Source organism: Streptomyces sp. NPDC002138, from assembly GCF_040296485.1.
Lineage (GTDB): Bacteria > Actinomycetota > Actinomycetes > Streptomycetales > Streptomycetaceae > Streptomyces.
In genome coordinates this window covers 25,123-50,715 of sequence record NZ_JBEOXE010000032.1, presented here as the reverse complement: position 1 = coordinate 50,715, position 25,593 = coordinate 25,123, and the positions used below count along the sequence as shown (strand labels likewise).

General features: G+C 73.3%; 22 protein-coding genes and 1 pseudogene. 16 read left to right on the top strand and 7 right to left on the bottom strand.

Annotation, left to right across the window (positions count from 1 at the left end; genetic code table 11):
* Window positions 1–105 precede the first annotated feature (105 nt).
* The 4 genes and pseudogenes from ABT084_RS21515 to ABT084_RS21500 all read left to right on the top strand — a co-directional run.
* Window positions 106–1,533, top strand: a complete 1,428-nt coding sequence (locus ABT084_RS21515; protein ID WP_502968990.1) for a DUF3616 domain-containing protein — start codon at window positions 106–108, stop codon at window positions 1,531–1,533.
* Window positions 1,530–2,897 (top strand): DUF3616 domain-containing protein, encoded by a 1,368-nt coding sequence (locus tag ABT084_RS21510; protein WP_351046196.1) that lies wholly within the window; start codon window positions 1,530–1,532, stop codon window positions 2,895–2,897. The genes ABT084_RS21515 and ABT084_RS21510 overlap by 4 nt, the downstream gene beginning before the upstream one ends.
* Window positions 2,898–2,952: 55 nt before the next feature.
* Window positions 2,953–3,273, top strand: coding sequence for a DMT family transporter (locus ABT084_RS21505; protein ID WP_351046275.1), 321 nt, complete (start codon window positions 2,953–2,955; stop codon window positions 3,271–3,273).
* Window positions 3,270–3,869: pseudogene (locus ABT084_RS21500) on the top strand (TetR/AcrR family transcriptional regulator); the annotation flags it as partial. The gene ABT084_RS21505 and the pseudogene ABT084_RS21500, both read left to right, overlap by 4 nt.
* A gap of 507 nt (window positions 3,870–4,376) precedes the next feature.
* Here ABT084_RS21500 and ABT084_RS21495 read toward each other — a convergent pair.
* The gene (locus ABT084_RS21495) at window positions 4,377–5,252 is read right to left on the bottom strand and encodes a winged helix-turn-helix transcriptional regulator (RefSeq protein WP_351046193.1); all 876 of its coding nucleotides are present in this window, start codon (window positions 5,250–5,252) and stop codon (window positions 4,377–4,379) included.
* Window positions 5,253–5,372: 120 nt separating this feature from the next.
* Between ABT084_RS21495 and ABT084_RS21490 the strand changes: the two genes are divergently transcribed.
* Both ABT084_RS21490 and dapD read left to right on the top strand, forming a co-directional pair.
* On the top strand, window positions 5,373–6,560 hold the full coding sequence (locus ABT084_RS21490) for an MFS transporter (RefSeq protein ID WP_351046191.1): 1,188 nt from the start codon (window positions 5,373–5,375) through the stop codon (window positions 6,558–6,560).
* A 43-nt stretch (window positions 6,561–6,603) separates the two neighbouring features.
* On the top strand, window positions 6,604–7,584 hold the full coding sequence (dapD, locus tag ABT084_RS21485) for a 2,3,4,5-tetrahydropyridine-2,6-dicarboxylate N-succinyltransferase (protein WP_351046188.1): 981 nt from the start codon (window positions 6,604–6,606) through the stop codon (window positions 7,582–7,584).
* Between the two features lie 138 nt (window positions 7,585–7,722).
* Here the strand turns inward: dapD and ABT084_RS21480 are convergent, their stop codons facing one another.
* Together ABT084_RS21480 and ABT084_RS21475 are read right to left on the bottom strand one after the other, a co-directional pair.
* Window positions 7,723–7,977 (bottom strand): hypothetical protein, encoded by a 255-nt coding sequence (locus ABT084_RS21480; RefSeq protein ID WP_351046186.1) that lies wholly within the window; start codon window positions 7,975–7,977, stop codon window positions 7,723–7,725.
* Between the two features lie 218 nt (window positions 7,978–8,195).
* A complete protein-coding gene (locus tag ABT084_RS21475; RefSeq protein WP_351046272.1) occupies window positions 8,196–10,040 on the bottom strand; it encodes a DUF8508 domain-containing protein in 1,845 nt (614 codons plus the stop codon).
* A gap of 247 nt (window positions 10,041–10,287) precedes the next feature.
* On the opposite strand from ABT084_RS21475, the gene ABT084_RS21470 reads away from it, so the two are divergent.
* Window positions 10,288–11,865 (top strand): hypothetical protein, encoded by a 1,578-nt coding sequence (locus tag ABT084_RS21470; protein WP_351046183.1) that lies wholly within the window; start codon window positions 10,288–10,290, stop codon window positions 11,863–11,865.
* A 291-nt stretch (window positions 11,866–12,156) separates the two neighbouring features.
* Window positions 12,157–13,602, top strand: a complete 1,446-nt coding sequence (locus ABT084_RS21465; RefSeq protein WP_351046181.1) for an alkaline phosphatase PhoX — start codon at window positions 12,157–12,159, stop codon at window positions 13,600–13,602.
* 91 nt (window positions 13,603–13,693) lie between these two features.
* On the opposite strand, the gene ABT084_RS21460 is transcribed toward ABT084_RS21465, so the two are convergent.
* The 4 genes from ABT084_RS21460 to ABT084_RS21445 all read right to left on the bottom strand — a co-directional run bounded on the left by ABT084_RS21460 (window position 13,694) and on the right by ABT084_RS21445 (window position 17,135).
* On the bottom strand, window positions 13,694–13,873 hold the full coding sequence (locus tag ABT084_RS21460; RefSeq protein ID WP_351046178.1) for a hypothetical protein: 180 nt from the start codon (window positions 13,871–13,873) through the stop codon (window positions 13,694–13,696).
* A 104-nt stretch (window positions 13,874–13,977) separates the two neighbouring features.
* Window positions 13,978–15,177: a TerD family protein gene (locus ABT084_RS21455; RefSeq protein ID WP_351046175.1), complete on the bottom strand. Its 1,200-nt coding sequence runs from the start codon at window positions 15,175–15,177 to the stop codon at window positions 13,978–13,980.
* 111 nt (window positions 15,178–15,288) lie between these two features.
* Window positions 15,289–15,510, bottom strand: coding sequence for a hypothetical protein (locus tag ABT084_RS21450; protein ID WP_351046172.1), 222 nt, complete (start codon window positions 15,508–15,510; stop codon window positions 15,289–15,291).
* A gap of 65 nt (window positions 15,511–15,575) precedes the next feature.
* The gene (locus ABT084_RS21445) at window positions 15,576–17,135 is read right to left on the bottom strand and encodes an aldehyde dehydrogenase (NADP(+)) (RefSeq protein ID WP_351046170.1); all 1,560 of its coding nucleotides are present in this window, start codon (window positions 17,133–17,135) and stop codon (window positions 15,576–15,578) included.
* Between the two features lie 143 nt (window positions 17,136–17,278).
* Here ABT084_RS21445 and ABT084_RS21440 point away from each other — a divergent pair, with 143 nt between their 5' ends.
* The 8 genes from ABT084_RS21440 to ABT084_RS21405 all read left to right on the top strand — a co-directional run bounded on the left by ABT084_RS21440 (window position 17,279) and on the right by ABT084_RS21405 (window position 25,561).
* A complete protein-coding gene (locus ABT084_RS21440; RefSeq protein WP_351046167.1) occupies window positions 17,279–18,121 on the top strand; it encodes an IclR family transcriptional regulator in 843 nt (280 codons plus the stop codon).
* Window positions 18,122–18,253: 132 nt separating this feature from the next.
* Window positions 18,254–19,279, top strand: a complete 1,026-nt coding sequence (locus ABT084_RS21435; RefSeq protein WP_351046164.1) for a hypothetical protein — start codon at window positions 18,254–18,256, stop codon at window positions 19,277–19,279.
* 125 nt (window positions 19,280–19,404) lie between these two features.
* A complete protein-coding gene (locus ABT084_RS21430) occupies window positions 19,405–20,757 on the top strand; it encodes a sensor histidine kinase (RefSeq protein WP_351046269.1) in 1,353 nt (450 codons plus the stop codon).
* Window positions 20,754–21,416, top strand: a complete 663-nt coding sequence (locus ABT084_RS21425; protein WP_351046162.1) for a response regulator transcription factor — start codon at window positions 20,754–20,756, stop codon at window positions 21,414–21,416. Before ABT084_RS21430 ends, ABT084_RS21425 begins: the two co-directional genes overlap by 4 nt.
* Before the next feature lie 62 nt (window positions 21,417–21,478).
* Window positions 21,479–22,939 (top strand): peptidoglycan D,D-transpeptidase FtsI family protein, encoded by a 1,461-nt coding sequence (locus tag ABT084_RS21420; protein WP_351046159.1) that lies wholly within the window; start codon window positions 21,479–21,481, stop codon window positions 22,937–22,939.
* Between the two features lie 74 nt (window positions 22,940–23,013).
* Window positions 23,014–23,592 (top strand): GNAT family N-acetyltransferase, encoded by a 579-nt coding sequence (locus ABT084_RS21415; RefSeq protein ID WP_351046156.1) that lies wholly within the window; start codon window positions 23,014–23,016, stop codon window positions 23,590–23,592.
* A 103-nt stretch (window positions 23,593–23,695) separates the two neighbouring features.
* Window positions 23,696–24,403, top strand: a complete 708-nt coding sequence (locus tag ABT084_RS21410) for a DsbA family oxidoreductase (RefSeq protein ID WP_351046153.1) — start codon at window positions 23,696–23,698, stop codon at window positions 24,401–24,403.
* Window positions 24,404–24,487: 84 nt separating this feature from the next.
* Window positions 24,488–25,561, top strand: a complete 1,074-nt coding sequence (locus ABT084_RS21405; RefSeq protein ID WP_351046151.1) for an aminotransferase class V-fold PLP-dependent enzyme — start codon at window positions 24,488–24,490, stop codon at window positions 25,559–25,561.
* The last annotated feature ends 32 nt before the right edge of the window (window positions 25,562–25,593 follow it).

The following is a 25,593-nucleotide window of genomic DNA, read 5'->3' as shown; positions in this document are numbered from 1 at the left end:
CCGAGTTCTCCGTACGGATGAGTTCCGTGCACCGGGAGTTGGCCAGGGTGGCCGAATCTTCTCGACGGCCGTCACATCGTGACGCAGCAGTCGAGAGGACCATCTGTGACCGTTCGTCCTTCACCGGTACGCCGTGCGGGTGCCGTGGGAGCCGCCGGGGCCGCGGCCCTGCTCGTCGCCGGGCTCACCGGGCCCGCGTTCGCGGCCGGGGCGCTGACCGCCGGGCCCGCGCCGGCCATCACGCTCTCCGCCGGGTACCTGTCGGGTGCCGTCGGCGCGGTCGGCGACCCCGGGGTCGGTGTGGCCGTGACGCAGGCCGGGGCTCCGGGAGCCCTCCTCAAGGTCACCGTCACCGCCTCCAGCAACCCGGCGGTCGCGCGCGTGGGCGACGTACGGATCGAGCGGACGCGGGGCGGCCGCGAGCTGACCGTGCACCCGCGCGCGCAGGGGTACACCGACCTCACCGTCGAGGTCACCGGCCGGGGCGGCAAGAAGGCCACCGCCACCCTCGGCTACGCCGCTTCGGCGCGCGTGAGCACCCCGGCCGCGGGCACGCGCTACCTGACCGGCTCCTCGGACGCCTCGGCGGCCGTGGACGCGGGCGGCGGGTACGCGCTGGTGGCCGACGACGAGTCCAACGTGCTGAGGCTGTACGACCGTTCCCGCTCCGGCGCGCCGGTCAAGACCTGGGACCTCGGCGCCGCCCTCGGGGTGAAGAAGGAAGTCGACATCGAGGCCGGCGCCCGGGTCGGCGACACCGTCTACTGGACCGGCTCGCTCGGCAACAACAAGGACGGCAAGTACAAGGCGGAGCGGAACACGGTCTTCACCACGAGGATCAGCGGCTCCGGCGCCGCCACCGAGGTCACCTTCACCGCCGCCTACAAGGGCCTGCGCGAGGACCTGATCGCCTGGGACACCGCCCACGGCAACCGCTACGGCTTCGCCGCCGGCACCGCCGCAGGGCAGGTCCCGAAGCGGATCGACGGGTTCAACGTGGAGGGGCTGGAGTTCGCGCCCGGCTCCACGACCACGGCCTACCTGGGCTTCCGCGCGCCGCTCGCGCCCGCCGTCCCCGGCGGCAAGGCGCTGATCGTGCCCGTCACGAACATCGACCAGGTGGTGGCGAAGGGGGCCGAGGCCGCCTTCGGTCCGGCCATCGAGCTGGACCTCGGCGGGCTCTCGATCCGTGACCTCCGCAAGAACGCGGCGGACCAGTACCTGATCCTGGCGGGCTCCTGGGCCGCCGACGACAACACCGATCCCTACGCCCTCTACTCGTGGGACGGCGTCCCCGGCCACGCGCCGAAGAAGCGCGCGGACCTGCCGACCGCCGACCCCGGCGGCTGGGAAGCGGTGGTCGCCGTACCCGACCTACGGGCGCCCGGCGCCCGCGTCCAGCTGATCACCGACAGCGGCTCCGCCGACCTGTACGGCGACGGCACCGAGGCCAAGGACCTCGGCCACCCCGAGTGGAAGAAGTCCCGGTCCGCATGGTTCACGCTCCGTTCCGTCCGTGGGGGACACCGATGAAGAAGCAGCTGGGTACCGCAGGAATCGCCGCGCTGATGCTGGCCGGCCTGATGAACACGCCCGCGCAGGCGGTGACGTACGGCACGCCGACCATCGCGCTGTCCGCCGGGTACCTCTCCGGGGCCGTCGGCGGGGTCGGCGACCCCCTCGTCAACGTCACCGTCGCCCAGAGCGGGGCCGACGTGTCGGCCCTCACCGTCAGCGCGTCCGCGTCGAGCAAGTCCTCGGTGGCCGGGACCGGTGACGTGACGGTGACCGGGACCGGAGCGGTACGGCAGCTCGCCGTCACCGCCCGCGGCCGCGGCTACACCAACCTCACCGTCAAGGTGACCGGGCTGGGCGGCAAGAGCGCCACCAAGACCCTGTACTACGCCGCCTCTGCGGCCGTGCAGAACCCGGCCGACGCCCGCTACCTCACCGGATCCTCGGACGCCTCGGCGGCCGTGGACGTCGGCGGCGGCTACACCGTCGTCGCGGACGACGAGTCCAACGTGCTGCGGCTGTACGACCGTTCCCGCTCCGGGGCGCCCGTCAAGACCTGGGACTTCAGCTCGCAGCTCGGGGTCACCAAGGAGGTGGACATCGAGGGCGCGACGCGCATCGGCAACACCATCTACTGGACCGGCTCGCTCGGCAACAACAAGGACGGCGAGTACAAGGCCCCCCGGAACACGGTGTTCACCACCACGGTGAGCGGATCCGGGACCACGACGCAGCTGGCGTACGGACGTTCGTACACGAAGCTCCGCGACGACCTGGTGGCCTGGGACACGGCGAACGGGAACCGCTACGGCTTCGCGGCGGGCACCGCCGCCGGTGAGGCGCCCAAGCAGATCGACGGGTTCAACGTGGAGGGGCTGGAGTTCGCGCCCGGCTCCACGACGACGGCCTACATCGGCTTCCGCGCGCCGCTGGCGCCCGTGGTGCCGGGTGGCAAGGCGCTGATCGTGCCGGTGACCAACTTCGATCAGGTGCTCGCGAGCGGGGCCAAGGCCGCCTTCGGCGCGGGCATCGAGCTGGATCTCGGCGGGCTCTCGATCCGTGACATCCGCAAGAACGCGGCGGACCAGTACCTGATCCTGGCGGGCTCCTGGGCGGCCGACGACAACACCGACCCCTACGCCCTCTACTCGTGGGACGGGGTGGCCGGGCACGCCCCGGTGAAGCGGGCCGACCTGCCCACCAGCGACGCGGGCGGCTGGGAGGCCATCGTCGACGTACCGGACCTGAGCGTGCCGGGGGCCCGGGTGCAGCTGATCACCGACTGCGGGTCGGCGGACCTGTACGGGGACGGCGTCGAGGCCAAGGACCTGACGCACGCGGAGTGGAAGAAGTCGCGCTCGGGCTGGTTCACGGTCGGCTAGTCGGCCGGCTGGTTGGTGTGTACGGGGGTACATAACGATGTGTACCCTTGTACGCATGCCATACGTACTGCTCGCCGCCGCCATAGCCGCCGAGGTGGCCGGGACCACCGCCATGAAGTTCAGCGAGGGCTTCACCCGGCTCTGGCCCTCGCTCGGGACCCTGCTCGGCTATGTCATCGCCTTCAGCCTGCTCGCGCAGACGCTGAAGACCATGTCGGTCGGTACGGCGTACGCGATCTGGGCCGGGGTCGGCACCGCCGCCATCGCCGCGATCGGCATGGTCTTCATGGGCGAACCGGCCACCGCCGCGAAGATCGCCGGGATCGCCCTGGTCATCGGCGGGGTCGTGCTGCTGAACATGGGCGGGGCGCACTGATGGGTGCGGGTGGTGGTGCCGGTGGTGGTGCGGGCGGTGGTGCGGGTGGCGGGGGCGCCGGGGGCGTGCGCCGGTACGACCCCGAGCGGCGGCAGCGGATCATCGACGCGGCGATCCGGGTCGTGGGCGACAAGGGGATCGCGGGGCTGACGCACCGCAGCGTGGCCGCGGAGGCGGACGTACCGCTCGGCTCGACGACCTACCACTTCAAGACCCTGGACGAACTCCTGGTCGCGGCCCTGCGCCAGGCCAACGAGGGCTTCGCCCGGGCCCTCGCCGACAGCCCCGCCCTGGCGGATCCGGCGGGCGACCTGGCCGCCGCGCTGGCGCGGCTGCTCGGCGAGGTGCTGGCGGCGGACCGGGGGCGGGTGGAGCTGGAGTACGAGCTGTACCTGGCCGCCCTTCGTCGGCCCGCGCTGCGGCCCGTGGCGGCGGAGTGGGGGGAGGCGATGGCTTCCGCCCTCGCGCTCCGCACGGATCCGGTGACGGCGCGGGCCCTGGTGGCGGTCCTGGACGGCATCGGCCTTCAGGTCCTCCTGACGGGCGCCCCGTACGACGAGCCGTACGCCCGCGACATCCTGTCCCGCGTCCTGCCCCCGGGAGGCGCGGCCCGCCGCCTGCCCTCCGGGGGCGCCTCAAACGCCGGCGGGGCTGGGGGTGGCTCGGCTGTTCCAGGCCGCCTGGCGGCACATTCAGCCTGCCCGGGGGACGGTTCCAGCCCGCCCGGCGGCACATTCAGCCTGCCCGGCGTTTGAGGGCCCGCGGGGGGTGTGTGAGCCTGCGGCAGGCGTTCGGGGGTCGCCGAGGTGCGTCCCGCGCGTCGCCGGGGCGCGCCTCAAACGCCGGCGGGGCTGGGGGTGGTTCGGCTGTTCCGGGCCGCCTGGCGGCACATTCAGCCTGCCCGGGGGACGGTTCCAGCTCGCCTGGCGGCACATTCAGCCTGCCCGGCGTTTGAGGGCCCGCCGGGGGCGTGTGAGCCTGCGGCGGGCGTTCGCGGTGTTGCCGAGGTGCACCCCGTGCCTCGCACGGGCGCGTCGAACGTCGGCGGGGTGGCGGGGGCCAGTTTCAGCCCGCCCGGCGTTTGAGGGCCGGGCCCCGCCCGGTCAGGGGGTTGCGCGGACCGCTGCCAGGGCGGTGGCGACGCCCGCCTCGATGTCCGGGACGGGGTAGATCGCCTCGAGGACCGTGCGGTCCCGCGCCACCACCAGGGTCAGCCGCTTCAGCCGGCTCACCCCCGCCGCCCGGAACGTCGGCAGCCGCAGCGCCGCCACCAGCGAGAGTCCCGCGTCCGACAGCAGCGGGAACCGCAGCCCCTCCGCCTCCGCGAACTCCCGCTGCTCGTCCGGCCGCTGGGTCGAGACGCCGTGCACCGTCGCTCCCGCCGCCGTGAACTCCGCCAGCTGGTCGCGGTACGTACAGGACTCCAGCGTGCACCCCCTGGCCCCCGGGATCCCGCCCCAGCCGGGCGGGTAGGACTCGGCCCGGGCGTAGGCGCCGGGGAAGCAGTACAGGACCGTGTACGGGCTGTCCGCGACCGGGTCGCGCAGCTCCCCGGAAGCGTCCGGCAGCACCAGCTCCGGCAGCCGCGTGCCCTTCAGCGCGTGCACCCGCGCCGCCTCCCGCGAGGCCTCGTCGGCGGTCGCCGTCATCTCTCCCCCTCCCAGTACCCAGGTGTCCCCCCAGTCCTGCAGGGCCACCAGCACCGGCAGCAACGCCCACCCGCGCGGGGTCAGCCGGTATTCGTGCCGGACCGGGCGTTCCTGGTACGGCTCGCGCGTCAGCACGCCCGCCTCGACGAGCAGCCGCAGCCGCTCGGCCAGCACCTTGCGGGACATGCCCAGCTCGCGCTGCAACTCCTCGAAGCGGTGCAGGCCGCGCGCGCTGTCGCGCACGATCAGCAGCGTCCACCAGTCGCCCACGACGTCGAGGGCCTGGGAGATGGCGCAGTCGGCGTCGCCGAGCCGCGTGCGCTGGGCCATGGGCACTCCTTTGTCCGTTGACCCGAGGCTGTCATGCTGACATAGTCCGTTCCCAAAAGGAACTGACTCGATGGACCAGGAACGGAACCGGGGGCGGACGTGCTGCGGGGATTCAAGGACGTGCCACGCGTGGTGTGGCTGCTGGCGGCTGGGGTGTTCGTCAACGCCGTGGTCAGCTTCACCTTCGTCTTCGTCTTCCTGTACCTGACCGGCCCGCGCGGCCTCGCGGTCACCCAGGCCGGCCTGGCCACCGGCCTCGGCGGCATCGGCCTGGTCGCCGGGAACTTCACCGGCGGCTGGTACGGCGACCGCTTCGGCCACCGCCGGGTGCTGCTGAGCGCCTCCGGCCTCGGCGGGCTCGTCCTGATGACCTTGCCGCTGCTGCCCACCCCGCTGCTGTTCGCCGCCCTGCCGCTGGCCCAGTACGCCTCCGGGGTGGTCCGCGCCGCCAACTCCGCGCTGGTCGCCGTCACCGTCCCCGAAGGCTCCCGCCGCCAGGCCTACGCCGTCGTGCGCAGCGCCTCCAACGGCGGCTTCACCATCGGCCCGCCGCTCGGAGCGCTGGTCGCCACCGGGATCTCGTACGACTGGCTCTTCGTCTGCGACGGCATCGGCACCCTCGTCTTCGCCCTCTGGACCGCCCGGGTCGTCCCGGCCCGCGGCGCCGCCCGCTCCGCCGCGGTCCGGGACGGGGGTCCGGGCCGCGGCGGCCTCTGGTCCGAGCTGCGCGCCCGGCCCGCCGTCCTCCTCCTGCTCGGCGCGATCCTGATCGTCGACCTCGTCTACCGGCAGCAGTACTCCGCCTTCCCCGTCTTCCTCGCCGACCACGGCCAGGGCGCCCGCGTCTTCGGCTTCGCCATCGCCCTCAACGGCGCCGTCGTCCTGCTGCTGGAACTGCCCGCCGCGCTCGCCCTGCGCGCCCGCCCGCCGCTGCGCGTCGTCGGGGCCGGACTGGTGCTGGTGGGGGCGGGGTACGCGATGCTGCTCCTGGGCGCCGGCGTGGCGAGCGCGGTCGCCATGATGCTGCTGCTCAGCCTCGGCGAGATCCTGTACAAGACCACCGCCACCGCCTACGTCGCGGACCAGGCCCCCGAGCACGCCATCGGCCGGTTCCAGAGCCTGTACGCCGGGGTCTCGGTCAGCGGAGTCGTGCTCGGGCCGCCCCTCGGCGGAGCCCTGTACGCCGCCGCGCCCGGGCTGCTGTGGCCGCTGTGCGCGCTGCTCGCGGGCGGCGCCGGGGCGCTCGTCCTGTACGCGTCCGCGCAGCTCGGGGCGGGTCGTGCGGCGCGCGCCGCGACCGGCACATGAGACCGGTTCGCTCCGGCGGGCCGTCGCCGGTTAGGTTTCGGGCATGACTGCTACGCGTACCACCGGCGCCGTCGCCGCCGGACTTGCCACCCTCGCCGCCGACGGCACCGTCCTCGACACCTGGTTCCCCGCCCCCCAGCTGGTCGCCGAGCCCGGCCCGGCCGGGACCGAGCGCCTCACCGCCGAGCAGGCCGTCGAGCTGCTCGGCGACGGGGCGCGGAAGGCGGTCCGCCAGGACGCGGTCCGCGGCGTCGAGGTCGTAGCCGTCCGCACCGTGATCTCCTCCCTCGAGGACAAGCCGCTGGACGCGCACGACGCGTACCTGCGCCTGCACCTGCTCAGCCACCGCCTGGTCCAGCCGCACGGCCAGAACCTGGACGGCCTCTTCGGCCTGCTCGCCAACGTCGCCTGGACCTCGCTGGGCCCGGTCGCCGTCGACCAGATCGAGACCGTCCGCCTCAACGCGCGCGCCGAGGGCCTGCACCTCCAGGTGACGTCGATCGACAAGTTCCCGCGCATGACCGACTACGTCGCCCCCAAGGGCGTGCGCATCGCCGACGCCGACCGCGTCCGCCTCGGCGCGCACCTCGCCGAGGGCACCACCGTCATGCACGAGGGCTTCGTCAACTTCAACGCGGGCACCCTCGGCACCTCCATGGTCGAGGGCCGCATCTCCGCGGGCGTCGTGGTCGGCGACGGCTCCGACATCGGCGGCGGCGCGTCCACGATGGGCACCCTCTCGGGCGGCGGCAAGCAGCGCATCTCGATCGGCGAGCGCTCCCTGGTCGGCGCCGAGGCGGGCGTCGGCATCGCGCTGGGCGACGAGTGCGTCGTCGAGGCCGGCCTGTACGTGACCGCGGGCACCCGCGTCACCCTCCCGGACGGCCAGATCGTCAAGGCCCTGGAGCTCTCCGGCGCCGACAACATCCTCTTCCGCCGCAACTCGGTCACCGGCGCCGTCGAGGCCCGCCCGAACAACGCGGTCTGGGGCGGCCTGAACGAGATCCTGCACAGCCACAACTGAGGCTCCGCGCACCCGCTCCACCGCGCACCCGCTCCACCACACGACGAAGCCCGTCGGCCGGACTCCGGCCGACGGGCTTCGTCGTGTGGCGCGTGTGTGGCGCGTGTGTGGCGCGCGCGTGTGTGTCAGGCGTGTGTGTCAGTGCAGCGGGATCGTGCGGACCAGGCCCGCGAAGGCCTGCTGCTCCGCCTCGGTCAGCTCGACGCGCTCCAGGGGGTGGGCACTGGAATCGCGCTGGGCCGGGATCACCGAGAGGCCCTCGAAGGTGCCTGGCTCCGGGTGGTGGAAACGGCTGTCGAACATCATGTGGCCGAGACCCAGGATCCAGACGAAGCCGGCCACGAGCAGGACGGCGAGGCCGATTTCCTGGGCGAGGGAGATGGAGGGGAACACGCGGTCCTCCAAGGGGAGCGGGGGCGCAAGATCGGGCGTGGAGATACTCAACACCACAAATCGCGGATTGAGTAGAGGTGTGGCCAGGATCACGCCAGGGCCGAAGGTCCCGATGTGCGCGGGGAAGAGGCCCGTTCAGGGCCCCGGCGCGCGCCCCCACGCGGCGGGGAGCCCGGCCGGGACGGCGGCCGGGCTCCCCGCGGATCACGGGGTGCGGGCTACGGGCGGAAGCGCAGCACCTGCGGGTCGTGGTCGCTGTTCTGCGCCGAGAACTCAGCGTTGATGTGCACGCTGTCGTACGTGTAGCCGGTGATCGCCGGGCTGGTCAGGATCTGGTCCAGCACCTGGGCGTTGCCCTGGTAGACGTACGAGTAGCGCTCCGACTTCGGCAGCGACTGGATCGCCGGGTACAGCGCCCCGCCGTCGCGCAGCGCGTTCGTGGTCCCCGAGAAGTCGAAGTCGTTGATGTCACCGACCGCCAGGACCTTCGCGTCCTTCTGCGTGGCCAGCAGGCTCTTGACGAAGCCGTTCACGGCCTGCGCCTGGAGCAGCCGCTTGGCCTCGGAGGAGCGGACCGGGGGCTGGTGGACCGAGGTCAGGCCCTCGTCGCCGCCCTTGGAGCCGAAGTGGTTGGCGATCACGAAGACCGTCTTGCCCTGGAACACGAACTCGCCGGCCAGCGGCTTGCGGCTGTCGGTCCACGCCGGGTTCGCCGGGTCGATCCGGCCCGGGGAGTGGGTCAGGGCCGCCTGGCCCTTGTCGCCCGTGGTCACGGTGGTCGCGGTGAACGCGTCGCCCGGGGCGCGGTCGGTGAAGGAGACGCGCAGCGGGTTGAAGAGGAAGACCTGGCGGATGTTGCCGCCGGGCTCGCCGCCGTCCTTGTTGTTCTCCGGGTTGACCGTGCGCCACTGGTACGCCGGACCGCCCGCGGCGGTGATGGCCGCGGTGAACTTGGTCAGAGTCTGCTCGGCGGAGACCGTGCCGTCGTTCTTGGCGCCGTTGTCGTCCTGGATCTCCTCCAGGGCCACGACGTCGGGGGAGGCGAGGTTCTCGACGACGGCCTTCGCCAGGTTGTCGAACTTGGTCTGCGGGTCGCTCGGGTCGAGGTTCTCGACGTTGTACGTCGCCACCGCGAGCTGGTCCGCGGCCTGGGGCTTGGTCTTCTCGGGGGCGAGGGTGCCCGCCGTGACCTTGCCGAGGGTGCGGGCCACCAGCGTGTAGCCGCCGAACTGGTTGAAGTCCAGGGGACCTTCGGTGGGTCCGGTCAGCTTGTCGCCGACGTTCGCCACGGGGAAGGGCTGGGTGGCGATCGGGGCGAGCTGCTGGATCTGGAGCCGGCCGGTGTTCTGGGAGTCGTACGAACCGTAGAGCGTGCCGCCGCGCTTGAGGGTGTTCTCCCAGCCCTTCACCGTGACCCACAGCTCCGCGTGCGGGTCGGTGGCGCCGACCACGCGCGAGGTGGCGATCTTGACGTTCATGCCCTCGAGCGACTCGTAGAAGTCGAGCGCGTAGCGCGAGGGGTCCAGGGTCAGCCCGTTGATGCTGCCGGCCGCGGCCGGGTCGCCCGCCGGGGCGTACGCGGCCGGGACCGAGTACTCGTTGATGGAGACGGCCTCGGGCAGCGCGTTGCCGGAGGAGACCACGGTGACGACCGGCTTGGTGATCTGCGTGAGCGACTGGTTGCCGGAGGACACGCCACCGGGGATGTACTCGCCGACCGTGCCCGAGACCTTCACCGCGTCGCCGACGGCGACGGTCGGCACGGAGCTGGTGAAGACGAAGATGCCTTCGCTGGTCGCCGCGTCGTCGTCCGCGTCGGGGTCCTGGATCCAGAATCCGCGCGAGCCGTAGCCGCGGACGCCCGTCACGATGCCCGCGACATCGGTGACCGCCTTGCCGTTCAACGGCGATATGCGGGTGGTGCCCTGGATGTCGTGGATGCGGATCGGGTCGGTGGCCGCGGCGCCTTCGGCGGCATCGGCGGAACCGACGAGCAGACCGGTGGCCAGAGCGGTGGCCACGAGGGTCGCGACGGCGGCAGAACGGGGATGCGAGGAGCGCATGGGCAGGAACTCCGGTGTGTGGGTGGGGTTGAGCGGAGCGGGCACGCGAACCGCGCGGCATCCGGGTGGGACGCCGAACAGATCTACGCGCGTCAATTTCCTTTGTGGCCAGCGACATTGTCAAGGCCTCCAGGGAATACGGCTGCTGACTGTGGGATGAACCAAAGGCGATGACCCCCAAAGAGCCGGCCCCGTGCGTCTACGCTGGTGGGCGCTGTCACACAGTTCACGCGAGGAGAACCACCCCATGTCCGCTGAGGCGCACCCCACGTTGCCGCCGGTCCGGCTGCATTCCGACGCGGAACTGGCGCGCGACGCCCTCGCCGCGCCGCTGTTCGCCCGCGCCGTTCGCCTGGCCCGCTGGGCCACCCCCGGCACCCCGGTCGGCTCCGGCGGCGAACTCCTCGCCGACCGGCTGCCCGAGGCGGTGCGGCTGCTCGGCTTCGAGGACGACGCGGACGGGGCGGCGTACGCGAGCGAGGCCTGGCGGGTGGCGGTGGACACCGGCCTCGTCGAGGTGACCGATGTCGAGGACCTCCTGCCCGAGGAGGCCGGGGACGGATCCGGCGGCGCGGACGCGGCGGATGCGGCGGACGCGGCGGACGACGTGGACGGCCCCGACGCGGCCGCGCTGGAGGGCGTACCCGAAGCCTTCGGGGTCGCCGGGCCCGGCGAGGACCTGGCCCTGGTGACGGGTGGCGCGCCCGGCGACGTACTGGACCTGTGGCTGGCCGCGCTCGACGCCGTCCTCGCGGACGCGGCGGTGCCCGACCTCGACGACCTCGTCGACGCCCTGGACGCGGGCGGCGAGATCGACTTCACCCGGCTCGACTGGAACCCGCAGCGCGAAGCCGACTTCCTCGACGGGGTGCTCGCCAACCTCTATCTGCTCACCGTCGCCGAGGGCGGCGCCGCGGACACCCCGGTGCCGCTGCCCGTCCTGGCCGCTTCGATGGTCGTACCCGACGGCATGGCCGAGCCCACGAACGAGGTGCTGGAGCAGGTCTCGGACGCGATGATGCGCCTGGACGACCAGTTCCGGCAGCTGGAGCCGATCGGGCTGGTCGTCTTCCGGCCCGTCGACGAGGAGCTGATGGCCGAAGCGGACGACGAGGAACTGCTCCCGGCGTCCGGCGACCTCGACGACGAGGACGTCTCCCGGTACGGCATGGTCCGGTTGACCCCGCTCGGCCTGTACGGGATCCGCGCCCGCATGCGGGAGGCCGGGGTCGAGGCGCCCGCCATCGGCGACTTCGCCGACAAGGGGGCGGACGCGCTGCTCGACGCCGTCTCCGGCTACCCCGAGGGCGCCGCGCAGGCCGAGATCGAGCAGTGGATCGACGGCCGCGAACTGCCGGAAGCCGTCGCCGAACTGCTCGCCGCCGCGCGCGGCGCGGACGCGGGCGGACCGCTGCGGCGGCTGCGCTGCCAGCAGGCCCTCGCTCCGGCCGGACCGGCCGCGGAGCCGGTGGTCCGGGCGGTCCTGGACGACGGCGAGCTCGGCGGCCTCGCCCGGGTCTGGCTCGCCGAGCACGGCGCCACCGACGTACCGCCGCCCTCCGAGGACATGGTGTTCTGGCTGACGGTCGACACGATCGCGGCGCAGCTCGCCGATGACGCGGAGTCCGACGAACTCCCCGAGCTGATGGCGGGCCTGACGGCCCACCACACCGGCTTCTTCGACACGGCGTGGCGGGTGGAGCACCCGTGCACCGCGCAGGTCCTGGAGGCGATGGGCCGTCTGCACCCGGACCGCAAGTCCGCGAAGGAGGCCCGCAAGGCGGCTTTCAAGGCGCGTTCGAGGCGGCCCGCGGACGGCGGCTGACGCGGCGGGCGTGGCGATCGTGGGTGGTGACGAGGCGGTCGTGGGCGGTGACGAGGTGGTCGTGGGCGGCTGACGCGGCTGACGCGGCGGTCGTGGGTGGGGGCGCGGTGCTCGCGGGCACGTGTCGGCCAATCGGGGCCGGGTAACGCGCCGTTCCCCGGCGGAGCGGGCGGGTCGGCGGCGGGCAAGGGGACTACTCCATTTGGCGGAGAAGTCGGCCGCCGTTCACGTGGGGGCGCGATTCTGGCCCCGCCGACCCGCACGATGCCTACTCCCCCTCCAGGAGAACCGATGCCGCTCAGTCGCAGAGACTTCAACGCCCGCACCGTCCTCGCCGGAGCGGGCGTCGCGCTCACCGGTACGGTCGGGGCCCTGGCCACCGCCCCCGGAGCCCTCGCCGCCGACGACACCGACCGCCACGACGACGGGCACGGCCGCCCCGGACAGCCCGGATACGGTCCGCTCGTCCCGGACCCGGCGGGGATGCTCGCCCTGCCGGCCGGGTTCTCGTACCGCGTGATCACCCACAGCGGGGTCACCACGCTGGACACCGGCGAGAGCACCCCCTCCAACCACGACGGGACGGCCGCCTTCGCGGGCCACCGCGGGGTCACCCTCCTGGTCAACAACCACGAGCTGAAGGGCAAGCGGGCCGGCTGGGCCCACCCCGTGCCGCTGGCCGAGGGTCTCGTCTACGACCCCGCCGCGGCCGGCGGCTGCACGGTCGTCGAGGTCCGGCGCGGCGGCGAGGTCGCCGAATGGGTCGGAGTCGCCGGTACGTCGACCAACTGCGCGGGCGGTGCCACCCCCTGGGACACCTGGCTGACCTGCGAGGAGACCGAGGACCTGGCCGGCAAGAACGGCATGACCAAGGACCACGGCTACGTCTTCGAGGTCGACCCCGCGGACCGGCGGGCCAACCGCGACCCGCAGCCCATCAAGGCCTTCGGCCGGTACGCCCACGAGGCCGTCGTGATCGACCCCCGCAGCGGCCACGTCTACCTGACCGAGGACGCCTCGGGGCCCAACGGGCTGCTGTACCGCTGGACCCCGCCGCACGGCTTCCGGCACGGGCGCGGCAAGCTGCGTACGCTCGCCCCCGACGCGGGCGTGCTGGCGGCGGCCAAGTGCTTCGACAAGGCCGGGCAGTTCGTGGACGACCTCTCGCGCGCCACCAAGGTCGGCACCGTGTACGGGGTCGACTGGGCGGAGGTCACCGACCGGGACGCGCGCACGCTGTCGGTGCGCAAGCAGTTCGCGGCGGGCGCGGTGACCCGGGCCCGGAAGCTGGAGGGCATGTGGTGGGCCGACGGGGGGACGTACTTCGTCTCCTCCTACGCCCGCGAGGAGAGCCCGGGCGCGGCGCACGACGGGCAGGTCTGGTTCTACGACGCGAAGCGGCGCACGATCCGGCTGATGGTGATCTTCGGGGTGAACGCCGATCCGTCGGCGGACGGCGCCTTCGACGGCCCCGACAACATCACGGTCTCGCCGTACGGCGGCCTGATCATCGCGGAGGACGGCAATGGCCTCCAGCACCTCTTCGGGGCCACGGAGGAGGGGCGTACCTACCCGCTGGCGCGCAACCAGCTGAACATCGGGACGGCGGCGGAGCCCGAGTACTCGGAGTTCACGGGCGTCTGCTTCTCCCCGGACGGGAAGACCCTCTTCGCCAACATCCAGGAGCCCGGCATCATGCTGGCCATCACCGGGCCGTGGCGGCGCACCAAGCACTGACGCGCGACCGCCCCGTGCGGACGGCCGGTGAGGCGGTCCGCACGGGGCGGTTCAGGGGCCGCTCGGCCGGGACCGGGGGAGCGGCGGTGGCCTACCAGGCCGCGGAGCCGACTTCCTCGCGGCTTCCCGCGGCCCATTCGCCGAGGAGGAATTCATACGCCTCGGAAGGCCACTCGCTGTCCACCCCGGTCTCGACCAGGTGCCGGATCGCCTCGTTCGCCTCGGAGGCGGACGGGCGGGCGGGACCCACGGTCGGGAGTGTCTTGTACATGGGGTCAAGGCTACGGGCGGGCACTGACAGCAACCTCCGGATTAAGGGTGGAACGCATCACCCCGGGTGCTCCGCAGGTGGGCGGTCAGCCCCGCCCACCTGCGTCAGAGCACCTGAGCGCCGGGTTTGACCATGCCCCGCACTGTGCGGGACTTCACAAACTCTCCGATGGCCGTCATCTCCCATTCGCCGGAGAACTGCTTGATCAGCTTGGCCATCATCACGCCGGTCTGCGGCTCGGCGCCCGTGAGGTCGAAGCGGACCAGCTCCTCGCCGCTCGCCGCGTCGATGAGCCGGCAGTAGGCCTTGGCGACCTCGCTGAACTTCTGGCCCGAGAAGGAATTGACCGTGAAGACGAGGCCGGTGGCCTCGGCGGGGATGCGGCCGAGGTCCACGACGATGACCTCGTCGTCCCCGGCGCCCTCGCCGGTCAGATTGTCACCGGAGTGCTTGATGGCGCCGCCCAGGATCGAGAGCTTGCCGAAGTAGCAGCTGTCGATGTGGTTGCGCTGCGGGCCGTAGGCGATGACGGAGGCGTCGAGGTCGATGTCCCGGCCGCCGAACGCGGGCTCCCAGCCGAGGCCCATCTTGACCTGGGAGAGCAGCGGGCGGCCGCCCTTGACCAGGGAGACGGTCTGGTTCTTCTGGAGGCTGACCCGGCCCTTGTCGAGGTTGACCTTCCCGGCGCCCGGGGCGGGCGCGGGCGCGGACGGCGGGGCGATGGGCGGGGCGAGCGGAGCGGCCTGCGGGGCCGGGGGGAAGGCGGCGGGGGCGGGCGCGGCGGCGGCCGGGGCGGCGGGCTCCTCGTCCACCGAGACGCCGAAGTCGGTGGCGATCCCGGCGAGGCCGTTTGCGTACCCCTGGCCGACGGCGCGGACCTTCCAGACACCGCCCCGCAGATAGACCTCGACGACGACCAGCGCCGTCTCGGTGCCCAGCTGCGGCGGGGTGAAGCTGGCGATCACCGCGCCGCCGTCGGCGTCGCGCACGGTGGCGGTGGGCTCCACGCCCTGGAAGCTCTGCCCGGGGGCGTCCGGGCTGGCGGTCACCACGATGCGCTCGATGCCGGGCGGGACCGCGGAGGTGTCGACGGTGATCGAGTCCGGCGCCGAGCCGCCACCGGACCGGTAGCTGACACCGGGACCGGAGGGCTGGTTGTAGAAGATGAAGTCGGCGTCGGAGCGCACCTTGCCGTCCGCGGCGAGCAGGAGCCCGGATACATCCAGCCGTACCGGAGCAGCCACATCCACCGTCACGCGGACGGCATTGAGCGGCAGGTTCGAACCAGGGGTCATAGCGGTCATGCCCGGAGAACGACCGAAGGCCCTTTGCCGTTCCCTTACCCGCGCTTCCTTACCGCGCGCCTTACCGCGCGCCTTACCGCGTGTCCTGTCCGTGCGGCGGTACGAGAGGGTTCAGCGCCGGTTGCGGGGGTGGTTCCTGGCCATCCGCTCGTTGCCGAACTTGTACGCGCCGGTCCAGCGGGCCATGACCAGCTGGGGGTCCCCCGCCGAGGCCTCGGCCAGGAACTTCTCCGCCCGCGCGCCGCGCAGGGTGCTCGCCTCGCGGCCCTGATGGGTGATGACGACGGTGCCGTCGCGGCGCTGTTCGTACGTGAATCCGTGGGGTCTCGGCATGGCGGCAGCCTGCCCCGCGCGCGGCGGGGCGGGCAACCGCATTTGCTACGCGCCCGTGGTCCGGGTCATGAGGCCGGGGTCCCGGTCACCAGGCGGGGCAGCCCCAGCGGGTTGGCCTCGCGCAGCTCCGGCGGAAGCAGCGGGTCCGGCACCGACTGGTAGGCCACCGGGCGCAGCCACCGCTCGATCGCCGTCCCGCCGACCGAGGTGGAGGTCGAGGTCGAGGCCGGATACGGACCGCCGTGGTGCTGGGCCGGGGCCACCGCGACACCGGTCGGCCAGCCGTTCACCACGACCCGGCCGGCCAGCCGCGTGACCTCCCCGATCAGCCGCGCCGCAGGGGCGCTCTCGGGTGTCGTGTCCTCGGGCGCGGCGCCCGCGCACTCGGCCGCCGACAGCTGGAGGGTGGCCGTGAGGTTGCCGGGGAGCAGGGCCAGTACGGCGGCCGCCTCGCCCTGGTCGGCGTACCGCACGAGGACGGTGACCGGACCGAAGCACTCCTCGAGCAGCGTCCCGTACGCCTCCGGCTCGGCCAGGAGGCCGCGCGCGGCGACGGTCAGGCAGCCCGCGGCGACGGTGTGCGCGCCGCCCGGGCCGGGCGTGACGGGCGCGGTGACCCCGGGCAGCGCGGCCCGCTCGCGGACCCCGGCGATGAAGTTCTCCCGCATCCGGTGATCGAGCAGGACGCCCGGCTCGGTCTCCCCGAGCGCCTTGACGAGCGCGCCGACGAGGGCGTCGCCGTCCGCTCCTTCGGGTACGAGCACCAGCCCGGGCTTGACGCAGAACTGGCCGACGCCGAGCGTGACCGAGCCCGCCAGCCCGGTACCGATCTCCTCGGCGCGCTCCGCGGCGGCCGCGGGCGTGACCACGACGGGGTTGAGGGAGCCGAGTTCGCCGTGGAAGGGGATCGGGACGGGCCGGGCGGCGGCCGCGTCGAACAGGGCCCGGCCACCGCGGACGGACCCGGTGAACCCGGCGGCGGTGACGAGCGGGTGACGGACCAGCTCCAGGCCCGCGTCGAACCCCTGGACGACGGACACGACGTCGGCCGGTAGCCCGGTGGCCTCGGCGGCGCGGCGCAGCAGCGAGGCGCAGAGTTCGGAGGTGGCGGGGTGGTCCGGGTGGGCCTTGACCACGACGGGGCAGCCCGCGCCGAGCGCGCTGGCGGTGTCGCCGCCCGGGACGGAGAAGGCGAGCGGGAAGTTGGAGGCGGCGTAGACCGCGACCACGCCGAGCGGCACCTTGTAGCGGCGCAGTTCGGGCCGGGGCGGGGCGAGGGCGGGGTCGGCGCGGTCGATCCGGACGTCGAGGTACGAGCCGTCCTCGACGGCGTCGGCGACCGCGCGCAGCTGATACGTCGTGCGGCCCAGCTCGCCGGTGAGGCGGCCCGCGCCGAGCGCCGTCTCGGCGTCGGCGGTCTCGACGACGGCCGTGACGGAGGCGTCCAGAAGATCGGCGGCGGCGCGCAGGAAGGCGATGCGGGCGGCGCGGTCGGCGAGCGCGCCGCGGGCGGCGTGGGCCGCTCGTACGGCCTGGTCCACCTCGCGGGGCGTGGCCTCGACCGCAACCCGCTCGCGCTGCTTCCCGGTACGGGGGTCCACACTCCAGACTGGTGTTCCTGCCATGGCGCACTGCCTCCTGCGTTCTGGAGATGAATCGCGGATCGTTCAGTATTCTGAACGCCGTTCCGGTAGATGAATGATCACATCCGCTGTGGACTCTATTTCCGTGTCTTCGGGGTTGACAAGACAAAGGGGCGAGAACGCGCATGACGACAGCCGAATCGGGGGGTCCCGCGGCGAGTGCGCCGGACGACGCGGCCGCGGGTGCGCCCGAGGACGGGGCCGCGGGTGCGGCGGCGGGCGCGCCGGTGAAGTCGGCGGTGCGGACGGTGCGGTTGCTGGAGCACTTCGCGGCGCGGCCCGGTCTGCACAGCCTGGCGGACATCCAGCACGACCTCGGACTGCCCAAGTCCAGCCTGTACATGCTGCTGCGCACACTGGTGGGCATGGGGTGGGTGGAGACCGACTCCCAGGGGACCCGGTACGGGATCGGCGTACGGGCGCTGCTCGTCGGGAGTTCGTACATCGACGGGGACGAGGTGGTCGCGGCGGCGCGGCCGACCCTGGACCGGCTCTCCGACGGGACCACCGAGACCATCCACCTGGCGCGGCTGGACGGCACGAGCGTGGTGTACCTGGCCACCCGGCAGTCCCAGCACTACCTCCGGCCCTTCACCCGGGTCGGGCGGCGGCTGCCCGTGCACTCGACGGCGCTCGGCAAGGCGCTGCTCGCCACGCACACGGACGAGGAGGTGCGGCTGCTGCTGCCGGAGCGGCTGGAGGCCGTCACGCAGCACACGATCACGGACCGGGAGGTGCTGATCGAGGAGCTGGCGCTGGTGCGCGAGCAGGGGTACGCGGTGGACCGGGAGGAGAACACCCTGGGGCTGCGCTGCTTCGGGGTGGCGGTGCCCTACCGGACTCCGGCGCGGGACGCGGTGAGCTGTTCGGTGCCGGTGGCGCGGCTGACGACGGGGCACGAGCAGGTCATCAAGGCGGCGTTGTTCGAGGCGCGGGACCGGCTGACGGTGGTGACGCGGAGGATGTGAGGCGGTCGTCGGTCTCGCGGTCGTCGGGCTCGTGCTCTCGCGGTCTCAGGGGGGGGGCTCTCCCCCGGGTGGGGGAGACGGATCACCTTCACGGGGGAGGTGGCGGGGCGGCGGGGAAGGGACCGTTGGCTCATGAACACGCGAGCCGTGGAGACGGCGTATCCGACGCAGTCGCCGGACCGGGGGCAGGGACCCGGGCCGAGCTCGGCCGACCCCGTACCGGGGGCCGGGCGCAGGGTGTTGCGGGGGGTGGCCCTGGCCGCCACCGTGCCGTACCTCACGCTCAAGGCCGCCTGGCTGGCCGGGAGCAGGATCGGGATACCGGACGGCAGTGTGCTGCTGGAGCCCGGGCTGTTCTTCACCGTGGCCAATTCCGTCACGCTGGCGATGGACGCGTGCGTCATCGTGCTCGTGCTGGTGCTCACCCGGCCGTGGGGCGTGCGGGTGCCGGGCTGGCTGCTGACCGTCCCCGCCTTCGTGGCCACCGGGCTGCTGACGCCGATCCTCACGGGGTTCCCGGGCCAACTGCTCATACGGGCGCTGGGCATGGGGGCGGCCCCGGCCGCGGCGCGGGCCGTTCGGGAGCCCTTCCTTGATCCCTGGGTGTTCCATGTCGTCTACGGCGGTTTCACCGTTCAAGGACTTGCCCTCGCCGGATTGTTCGTGCCCTACGCGCGTCAGCGCTGGGGACACCGGTGGCAGGGCGCGCCGGAGCGGCGGCTCCCGTCATCCACGGGGGTGGTGGCGGGAGCCGCGGCGACAGCGGGCCTGGTGGTGGGTGCGACGTACCTGTACTGGGCGTGCGGGGGCGCCGCCGGGCTGAGCGCGTTGCAGCGGGCCGAGCGCACCGCGGACGGGAGCGTGGTGTCGGTGGTGCACGCGGCCTGTGCGATCGGAGCCGGGGCGGGGGCGGTGCTGCTGGCCCGGGGCCGGGGCCGGGTCAGGTGGTCGCTCGCCCTCGCGTGGACCGGGTCGGCGGCGACGTTCAGCTGGGGCTGCTGGCTCCTGATCGCCTCCCTGAGCGGGGAGTTCGCGGGAGCGCGGGGGAGTACGGAGGTCATGTACCTGACCTACGCTGGCCAGATGATCATCGGATTGCTCGCGGCCGCCGTGCTCACACGGTTCCTCACCGCGCGCCACGCGGACCGGCCGACGTGACGCCGCCGGGCCCGCGGGGGGCGCGGCTCAGCAGGGCCGGGATGCGCACGGTGGGGCTCAGTAGGGCCAGGGTGGTGACGGCGGGGCTGCGCTGGGTGCATCTGGTGCTCGGCGGGGCGCTGTTGATGCCGTACTTCCTGCTCGCGCAGGTGGTGGTGGGGGTCGCCGCGGGCGGGGTCAATGCCCTGACGTCCCTTCCGCTGATGCTCATCGCGTACGCGGTGGCGCTGCCGCTGGTGGCCGCCAGCGCGGTGTTCCCCTTGATCCGGCCGATGTCGGTGGGTGTGGTCCGGGTGCTGTGCGGGGTGGAGGGGGAGCGCCTCGCCCAGGGGCCCGGCCGGTCCTGGGAGGCGCGGTGTCGGACCTCGGTCTGGTGGACCCTGCATCTGGGGGTCGGCGCGGTGGTGAGCGGGATGACGCTGGCGGTACCGCCGATGGGGGTGGTGCTGATCGCCCTGCCCGTCGTGAACGCGCTGCGGGACACGCCGACCGGGCCCGGCTGGTTCAGTACCGGGTCCGAGCCGTACGCCGCCCCGCTGGTCGGGTTCGGGCTGCTCGGCGGGCTGGCGCTCTGCGCGGCGGGGGCCGGGGCGCTGCTGGCCCGGCTGGCGCCCGTACTGCTCGGGCCGACCGGGGCGGACCGGCTGGCCGCCGCCGAGGAGCGGGCCGCCGACCTGGCCGTGCGGAACCGGCTGGCCCGGGAGCTGCACGACGCGGTGGGACACGCGCTGAGCGCCGTCACCCTCCAGGCGGGGGCGGCCCGGCGGGTGCTGGACACGGATCCGGAGTTCGTCCGGGAGGCGCTGGCCGCGATCGAGGACACCACGCGGCGCACGGTGGGAGAGCTGGACGCGGTCCTGGGCCTGCTGCGGGAGGGGGACGGAGTGGGCGAGCGGGCCGGCGCGGCGCCCGCCCCGACCCTGGCCGCCGACCTCGAAGGGCTGCTGGCCCGGAGCCGGGCGGGGGGCGTCCCGATCACGGCCCGCCAGGATCCGGGGCCCGTTGGCGACTGGGGGCAGCTGCCCGCGATCGTCTCCCGGGAGGCGTACCGGATCGTGCAGGAGGGCCTGAGCAACGCGCTGCGGCACGGGGGCGGTGGCCCGGTCGAGGTGCGGATCCTCGTACACGACGGTGATCACGTGGGCGGCCACGGCGACGATCAGGACCGCGACGACGACCGCGAGCGCCTACGCGGCCACGGCCACAGCTACGGCCGCGAACACGAACACGAACACATACGCGCGCGCACCCGCGCGCGCGGCGGCGGGCTTGGCCGCGGCGGACATCGCGAACTGGAGTTGATCATGACCAATCCCGTGGGCGCCCCCGAGGGAGCGGAGCCCCGCGTCGGCGGGGGCCGCGGGCTGCGTGGGGCCGCCGAGCGGGCCGCCCTGCTCGGCGGCCGGGTGGAGGCGGAGCAGCGGGACGGGCAGTGGCTGCTGCGCGCCGTGCTCCCGCTGGGCGCGGGTGCCCGGTGAGCCGCCCGCCGCTCCGGGTCGTGATCGCGGACGACGAGCGCATGGTCCGTACCGCCCTGCGGGTCATCCTCGACGCCGAGCCGGACATGGAGGTGGTCGGCGAGGCGGGTTCCGGAGCCGAGGCCGTCTCCGTGGTCCGGTCGCTGGCGCCCGACGTGGTCCTCATGGACGTCCGCATGCCCGAGGTCGACGGCCTCCGGGCCACCGAGCAGATCCTCGCCACGATGGCGGAGCCGCCCCGGATCGTCGTGGTCACCACCTTCGAGAACGACGCCTATGTGTACGAGGCGCTGCGCGCGGGCGCCGCCGGGTTCCTGCTCAAGCGCGCCCACCCGGACGAGCTGATCGGCGCGGTCCGGCTGGTCGCCCGCGGCGATTCGCTGCTCTTCCCGGCGGCCGTCCGCTCCCTGGCCGCCGCGCACGGCCCCGCACGGTCCGCCGCCGCGGCCTGGGCGGCCCGGCTGACCGACCGGGAGGCCGACGTTCTGCGCCTGATGGCGGCCGGGCTGTCGAACCACGAGATCAGCGAGCGGCTCGGGGTCGGCCCGCAGACCGTGAAGACGCATGTCGCGGCGGTCCTGGCCAAGACCGGCTCCCGCGACCGGACCCAGGCGGTGATCGCCGCCTACGAGGGAGGCTTCCTCATGAGGAAAAGCTGAGAACCCCGCCACAATCGGGGCAGAGTGGAACGCCCGGGACCCCTGATGCGTCTTTCCCAGAGATGAACAAGACGATCAGGCGCGCGTCGGTCTTCTGTCTGCTTCTGGTGCTTGCCCTGCTGGTGCGGGTGACCTGGGTGCAGGCGTACCAAGGCCAGGCCCTCGCAGACGACACGCACAACCGGCGGAACCTCATCGGGCAGTACCAGAACCCGCTGGGCAACATCATCGTGGGCGGGGAGGCGATCACCGGCTCGGCGAAGACCGAGGGGAGCAAGGACTTCGGGTACAAGCGGACCTACACCGACGGCCCGCTGTACGCGCCGATCACCGGCCACACCTCGCAGGTGTACACCTCCACGATGCTGGAGGGGATCTACAAGAACATCCTGAACGGGTCGGACAACCGGCTGAAGTCGTTCATGGACATCCTCACGAACAAGCGGGCGGACCCGGGCAACGTCCTGACGACGATCGACAAGGGTGTCCAGAAGGCCGGTTACGACGCCCTCCAGGGCAAGCAGGGCGCCGCCGTCGCCATCGACCCGGGCACCGGCGAGATCCTCGGCGTCGTGAACAACCCGTCCTACGACCCGGGCAGCATCACCGGCAGCGGCAAGGACGCCGAGGCGGCCTGGGTGAAGCTCTCGGCGAACCAGGGCGCGCCCATGATGAACGTCGCGCTGCGCAAGCCGCAGGCCCCCGGCTCCACCTTCAAGCTGGTCACCCTGGCGGCGGCGCTGGAGAACGGGCTGTTCAGCTCGATCGACCAGCCCACCGGCATCCCGGACCCGTACACGATCCCCGGCACCACGACCGTGCTGAAGAGCGAGGTGCCGACCCCGGGCTGCAACAACGTGACCCTGCGCGACGGCCTCAAGAAGTCCTGCAACAACGTCTTCGCGGAGCTGGCCTACCGGCTCGGCCAGGACAAGATGCGGGACATGGCGGAGAAGTTCGGCTTCAACACGGACGCCAAGATCCCGATCGGCACCACGCCGACGAGCAAGTACCCGTCGAAGAAGATGTCCAAGGACCAGGTGGCGCAGACGGGCATCGGCCAGTTCGACGTCCAGGCCACCCCGCTCCAGATGGCGATGGTGACGGCGGCGATCGAGAACGGCGGCAAGCTCGTCGCCCCGCACGTGGTCTCCGAGGTCACCGACTCCGGCGGCAACGTCCTGGAGAGCTTCAAGGACCCGAAGTCCCAGCAGGTCATGAGCGAGAAGACGGCGTCGATGATCCGTGACGCGATGAAGACCGTGGTCTCCGACGGCGGCGGCAAGCCCGCGCAGGTCTCCGGAGCCGAGGTCGGTGGCAAGACCGGTACCGCGCAGCGCGGCGTCAACAACAGCCTCGCTCCGCTGGCCTGGTTCACCTCGTACGGCAAGACGAGCGGCGGCAAGCAGATCGTGGTGGCCGTGGTCATCGAGAACTCGGACACGGACCGCTCCGAGATCGGCGGCGGCAAGCTGGCGGCCCCCGTCGCCCAGAAGATGATGGAGGCGTGGCTCAAGAAGTAGCCGACGCCACACGCGACGTACAGAAGTACGAACGCGCCGGGAACCCGCGAGGGCCCCGGCGCGTTCTCTTTCCCATGATCAGGACCGCAGTCCCCGCCGATCTCGACGCGATCGCCGCCCTGCACACCCGCGCCCGCGCCACCTACTACCGCGGCCGGATCCCCGAGGACGCCTACGCGGGCGACGGCGAACCGGCCCGGACCCGCGAGGGCTGGTCGCGCGCCGTCGCGCGCGGCGACGGCGCGGGGGACGCGGGCGGGGACGGCGGCGGGGTGCTGTGCGCGGAGCAGGACGGCGAGCTGACCGGGGTCGCCGCCTTCCGCACCGTGGCCGGTGAGACCACGCTCACCCAGCTCCACGTCGACCCCGCGCACTGGCGCCGCGGCACCGGCGCCGCCCTGCACGCCGCCTGCCTGGACCGCTGGCGCCGGGCGGGCGTACCCCGGGTCCGCCTGGAGGTCTACGAGCACAACCTGCGGGCCCAGGCCTTCTACGCCGCCCACGGCTGGCGCTCCGACCCGCACGCCCCGCGGTCGGGCTCCCACCACACGCTCTGGCTGACGGTCGCCGCCCCGGCGGACGGCCCGGACGGCCCGGACGGCACGGATGCCACGGAGGCCCGGGACGCCACGGTCGCGACCGCCGGGGAATGACGGGGAATGACGGGAGCGGGGTGGGCGTTGTGCCCGCTGGGACGGCGGAAGTGACCCTTCCGCGCCCCGACAGCCCACCCCGGACCCGGAGAGAAGAAGGATCATGCGCGTCGAGATCTGGAGCGACATCGCCTGCCCCTGGTGCTACATAGGCAAGGCCCGTTTCGAGAAGGGGCTGGCCGCCTTCGCGCACCGCGACGAGGTCGAGGTGGTCTTCCGCTCCTTCGAGCTCGACCCGAACAGCGCCAAGGGCAGCGTCGCACCCGTCGTGGAGATGCTGGCCAAGAAGTACGGCCGCACCCTCGACGAGGCCCGCGGCATGGAGGAGCACGTCGCGGCGAGCGCCCGCGCCGAGGGGCTGACGTACCGCACCGAAGGCCGCGACCACGGCAACACCTTCGACATCCACCGCCTCCTGCACCTGGCCGCCGCCCGCGGCCGCCAGGACGAGCTGCTGAACCTCGCCTTCCGGGCGAACTTCGCCGAGGAGCGGTCCGTCTTCGACTCCGCGACCCTGCTCGCCCTCGCCGTCGAGGCCGGTCTGGACGAGGCGGAGGCCGGCGCGGTGCTCGCCGATGCCACCGCCTACGCCGACGCGGTGCGCGCCGATGAGCGCGAGGCGGCCGAACTGGGCGCCAACGCGGTGCCGTTCTTCGTGCTGGACCGCCGCTTCGGGATCTCCGGCGGGCAGCCCGCCGAGGTGTTCACCCAGGCGCTGGAGCAGGCCTGGGCCGGCCGCGAGCCGGTCGGGACCTCGGCCGAGGCGGAGGCCTGCGAGCCGGACGGAGCCTGCGCGGTGCCCACCCCCTAGGCAGCCCCGCCAACAGGGTGGCCGGCTCCGCCACGGCCGAACCGGCCATGGACGGTGGGCCGTTACTGAAGCAGAGTGGCGGTCATGGACCTGCCTCTCGCCGGAGCGAGCCTCGCCGACATCACCCGTGCCGAGTTCGCGCACACCACCGCCTACCTCAACACCGCCACCTGCGGCGTGCTCCCGCGCGCCGCGGTGGCGGCCGTCCACGCCCTGGCCGACGCGGCCGGGGCCGGGGATCCGGCCGGGTTCGGTGACGCCGCGGTCGTGAGCCGGGTGCGCGAGGCCTTCGCGCGCCTGACCGGCGTCGCCCCGCAGCGGGTGGCCGTCGGCTCGGCCGTCTCCACCCACGTCGGGCTGGTCTCCGCCGCGCTGCCCGCCGGGTCCGAAGTGCTCTGCGTCGAGGGCGACTTCGCCTCGGTGCTGAACCCGTTCGTGGTGCGGGGCGACCTGAAGGTGCGCCTCGTGCCCCTGGAGTCGGTCGCCGGAGCCGTCCGCGCGCAGACCGCGCTGGTCGCGCTGAGCGCCGTACAGTCCGCCGACGGCCGGATGGCCGACCTCGCGGCGATCCGGGAGGCGAGCGCCGGTCACGGGGCGCGGATGCTGGTGGACGCGACACAGGCGGTCGGCTGGCTGCCGTTCGACGCGGCGCCCTACGACTACACGGTGACCGCCGGGTTCAAGTGGCTGCTCGCCACGCGCGGGGTCTCCTACCTGACGGTCTCCGAGGAGGCGCAGGAGACGCTGGTGCCGCTGCACGCCGGGTGGGTGGCCGCCGAGTCCACGCAGGACTCCTTCTACGGGCCCATGGCCGAACTGGCCCGGGACGCACGGCGGTTCGACGAATCCCCGGCCTTCCTCGCCTACCACGCGGCCGAGCCGTCACTGGCGCTGCTCGAGCGGATCGGCATCGAGGCGGTCCACGCCCACGACACGGCGCTGGCCGACCGCTTCCGGGCCGGGCTCGCCGCCCTCGGTCACGAGCCCGCCCCCGGCCGCGCTCCGATCGTCTCCGTCCCGGGCCTGGCGGACCGCAGGGACGCCCTGCTGGCGGCGGGCATCGCGACCGCCGCCCGCGCCGGCGCGCTGCGGGCCTCGTTCCACCTGTACAACACGGAGGCGGAGGTGGACCGGGCGCTGGACGCCCTGTCGGGCTGACGCCGCTCCCAGGCCCTCCAGGCCCTCCAGGC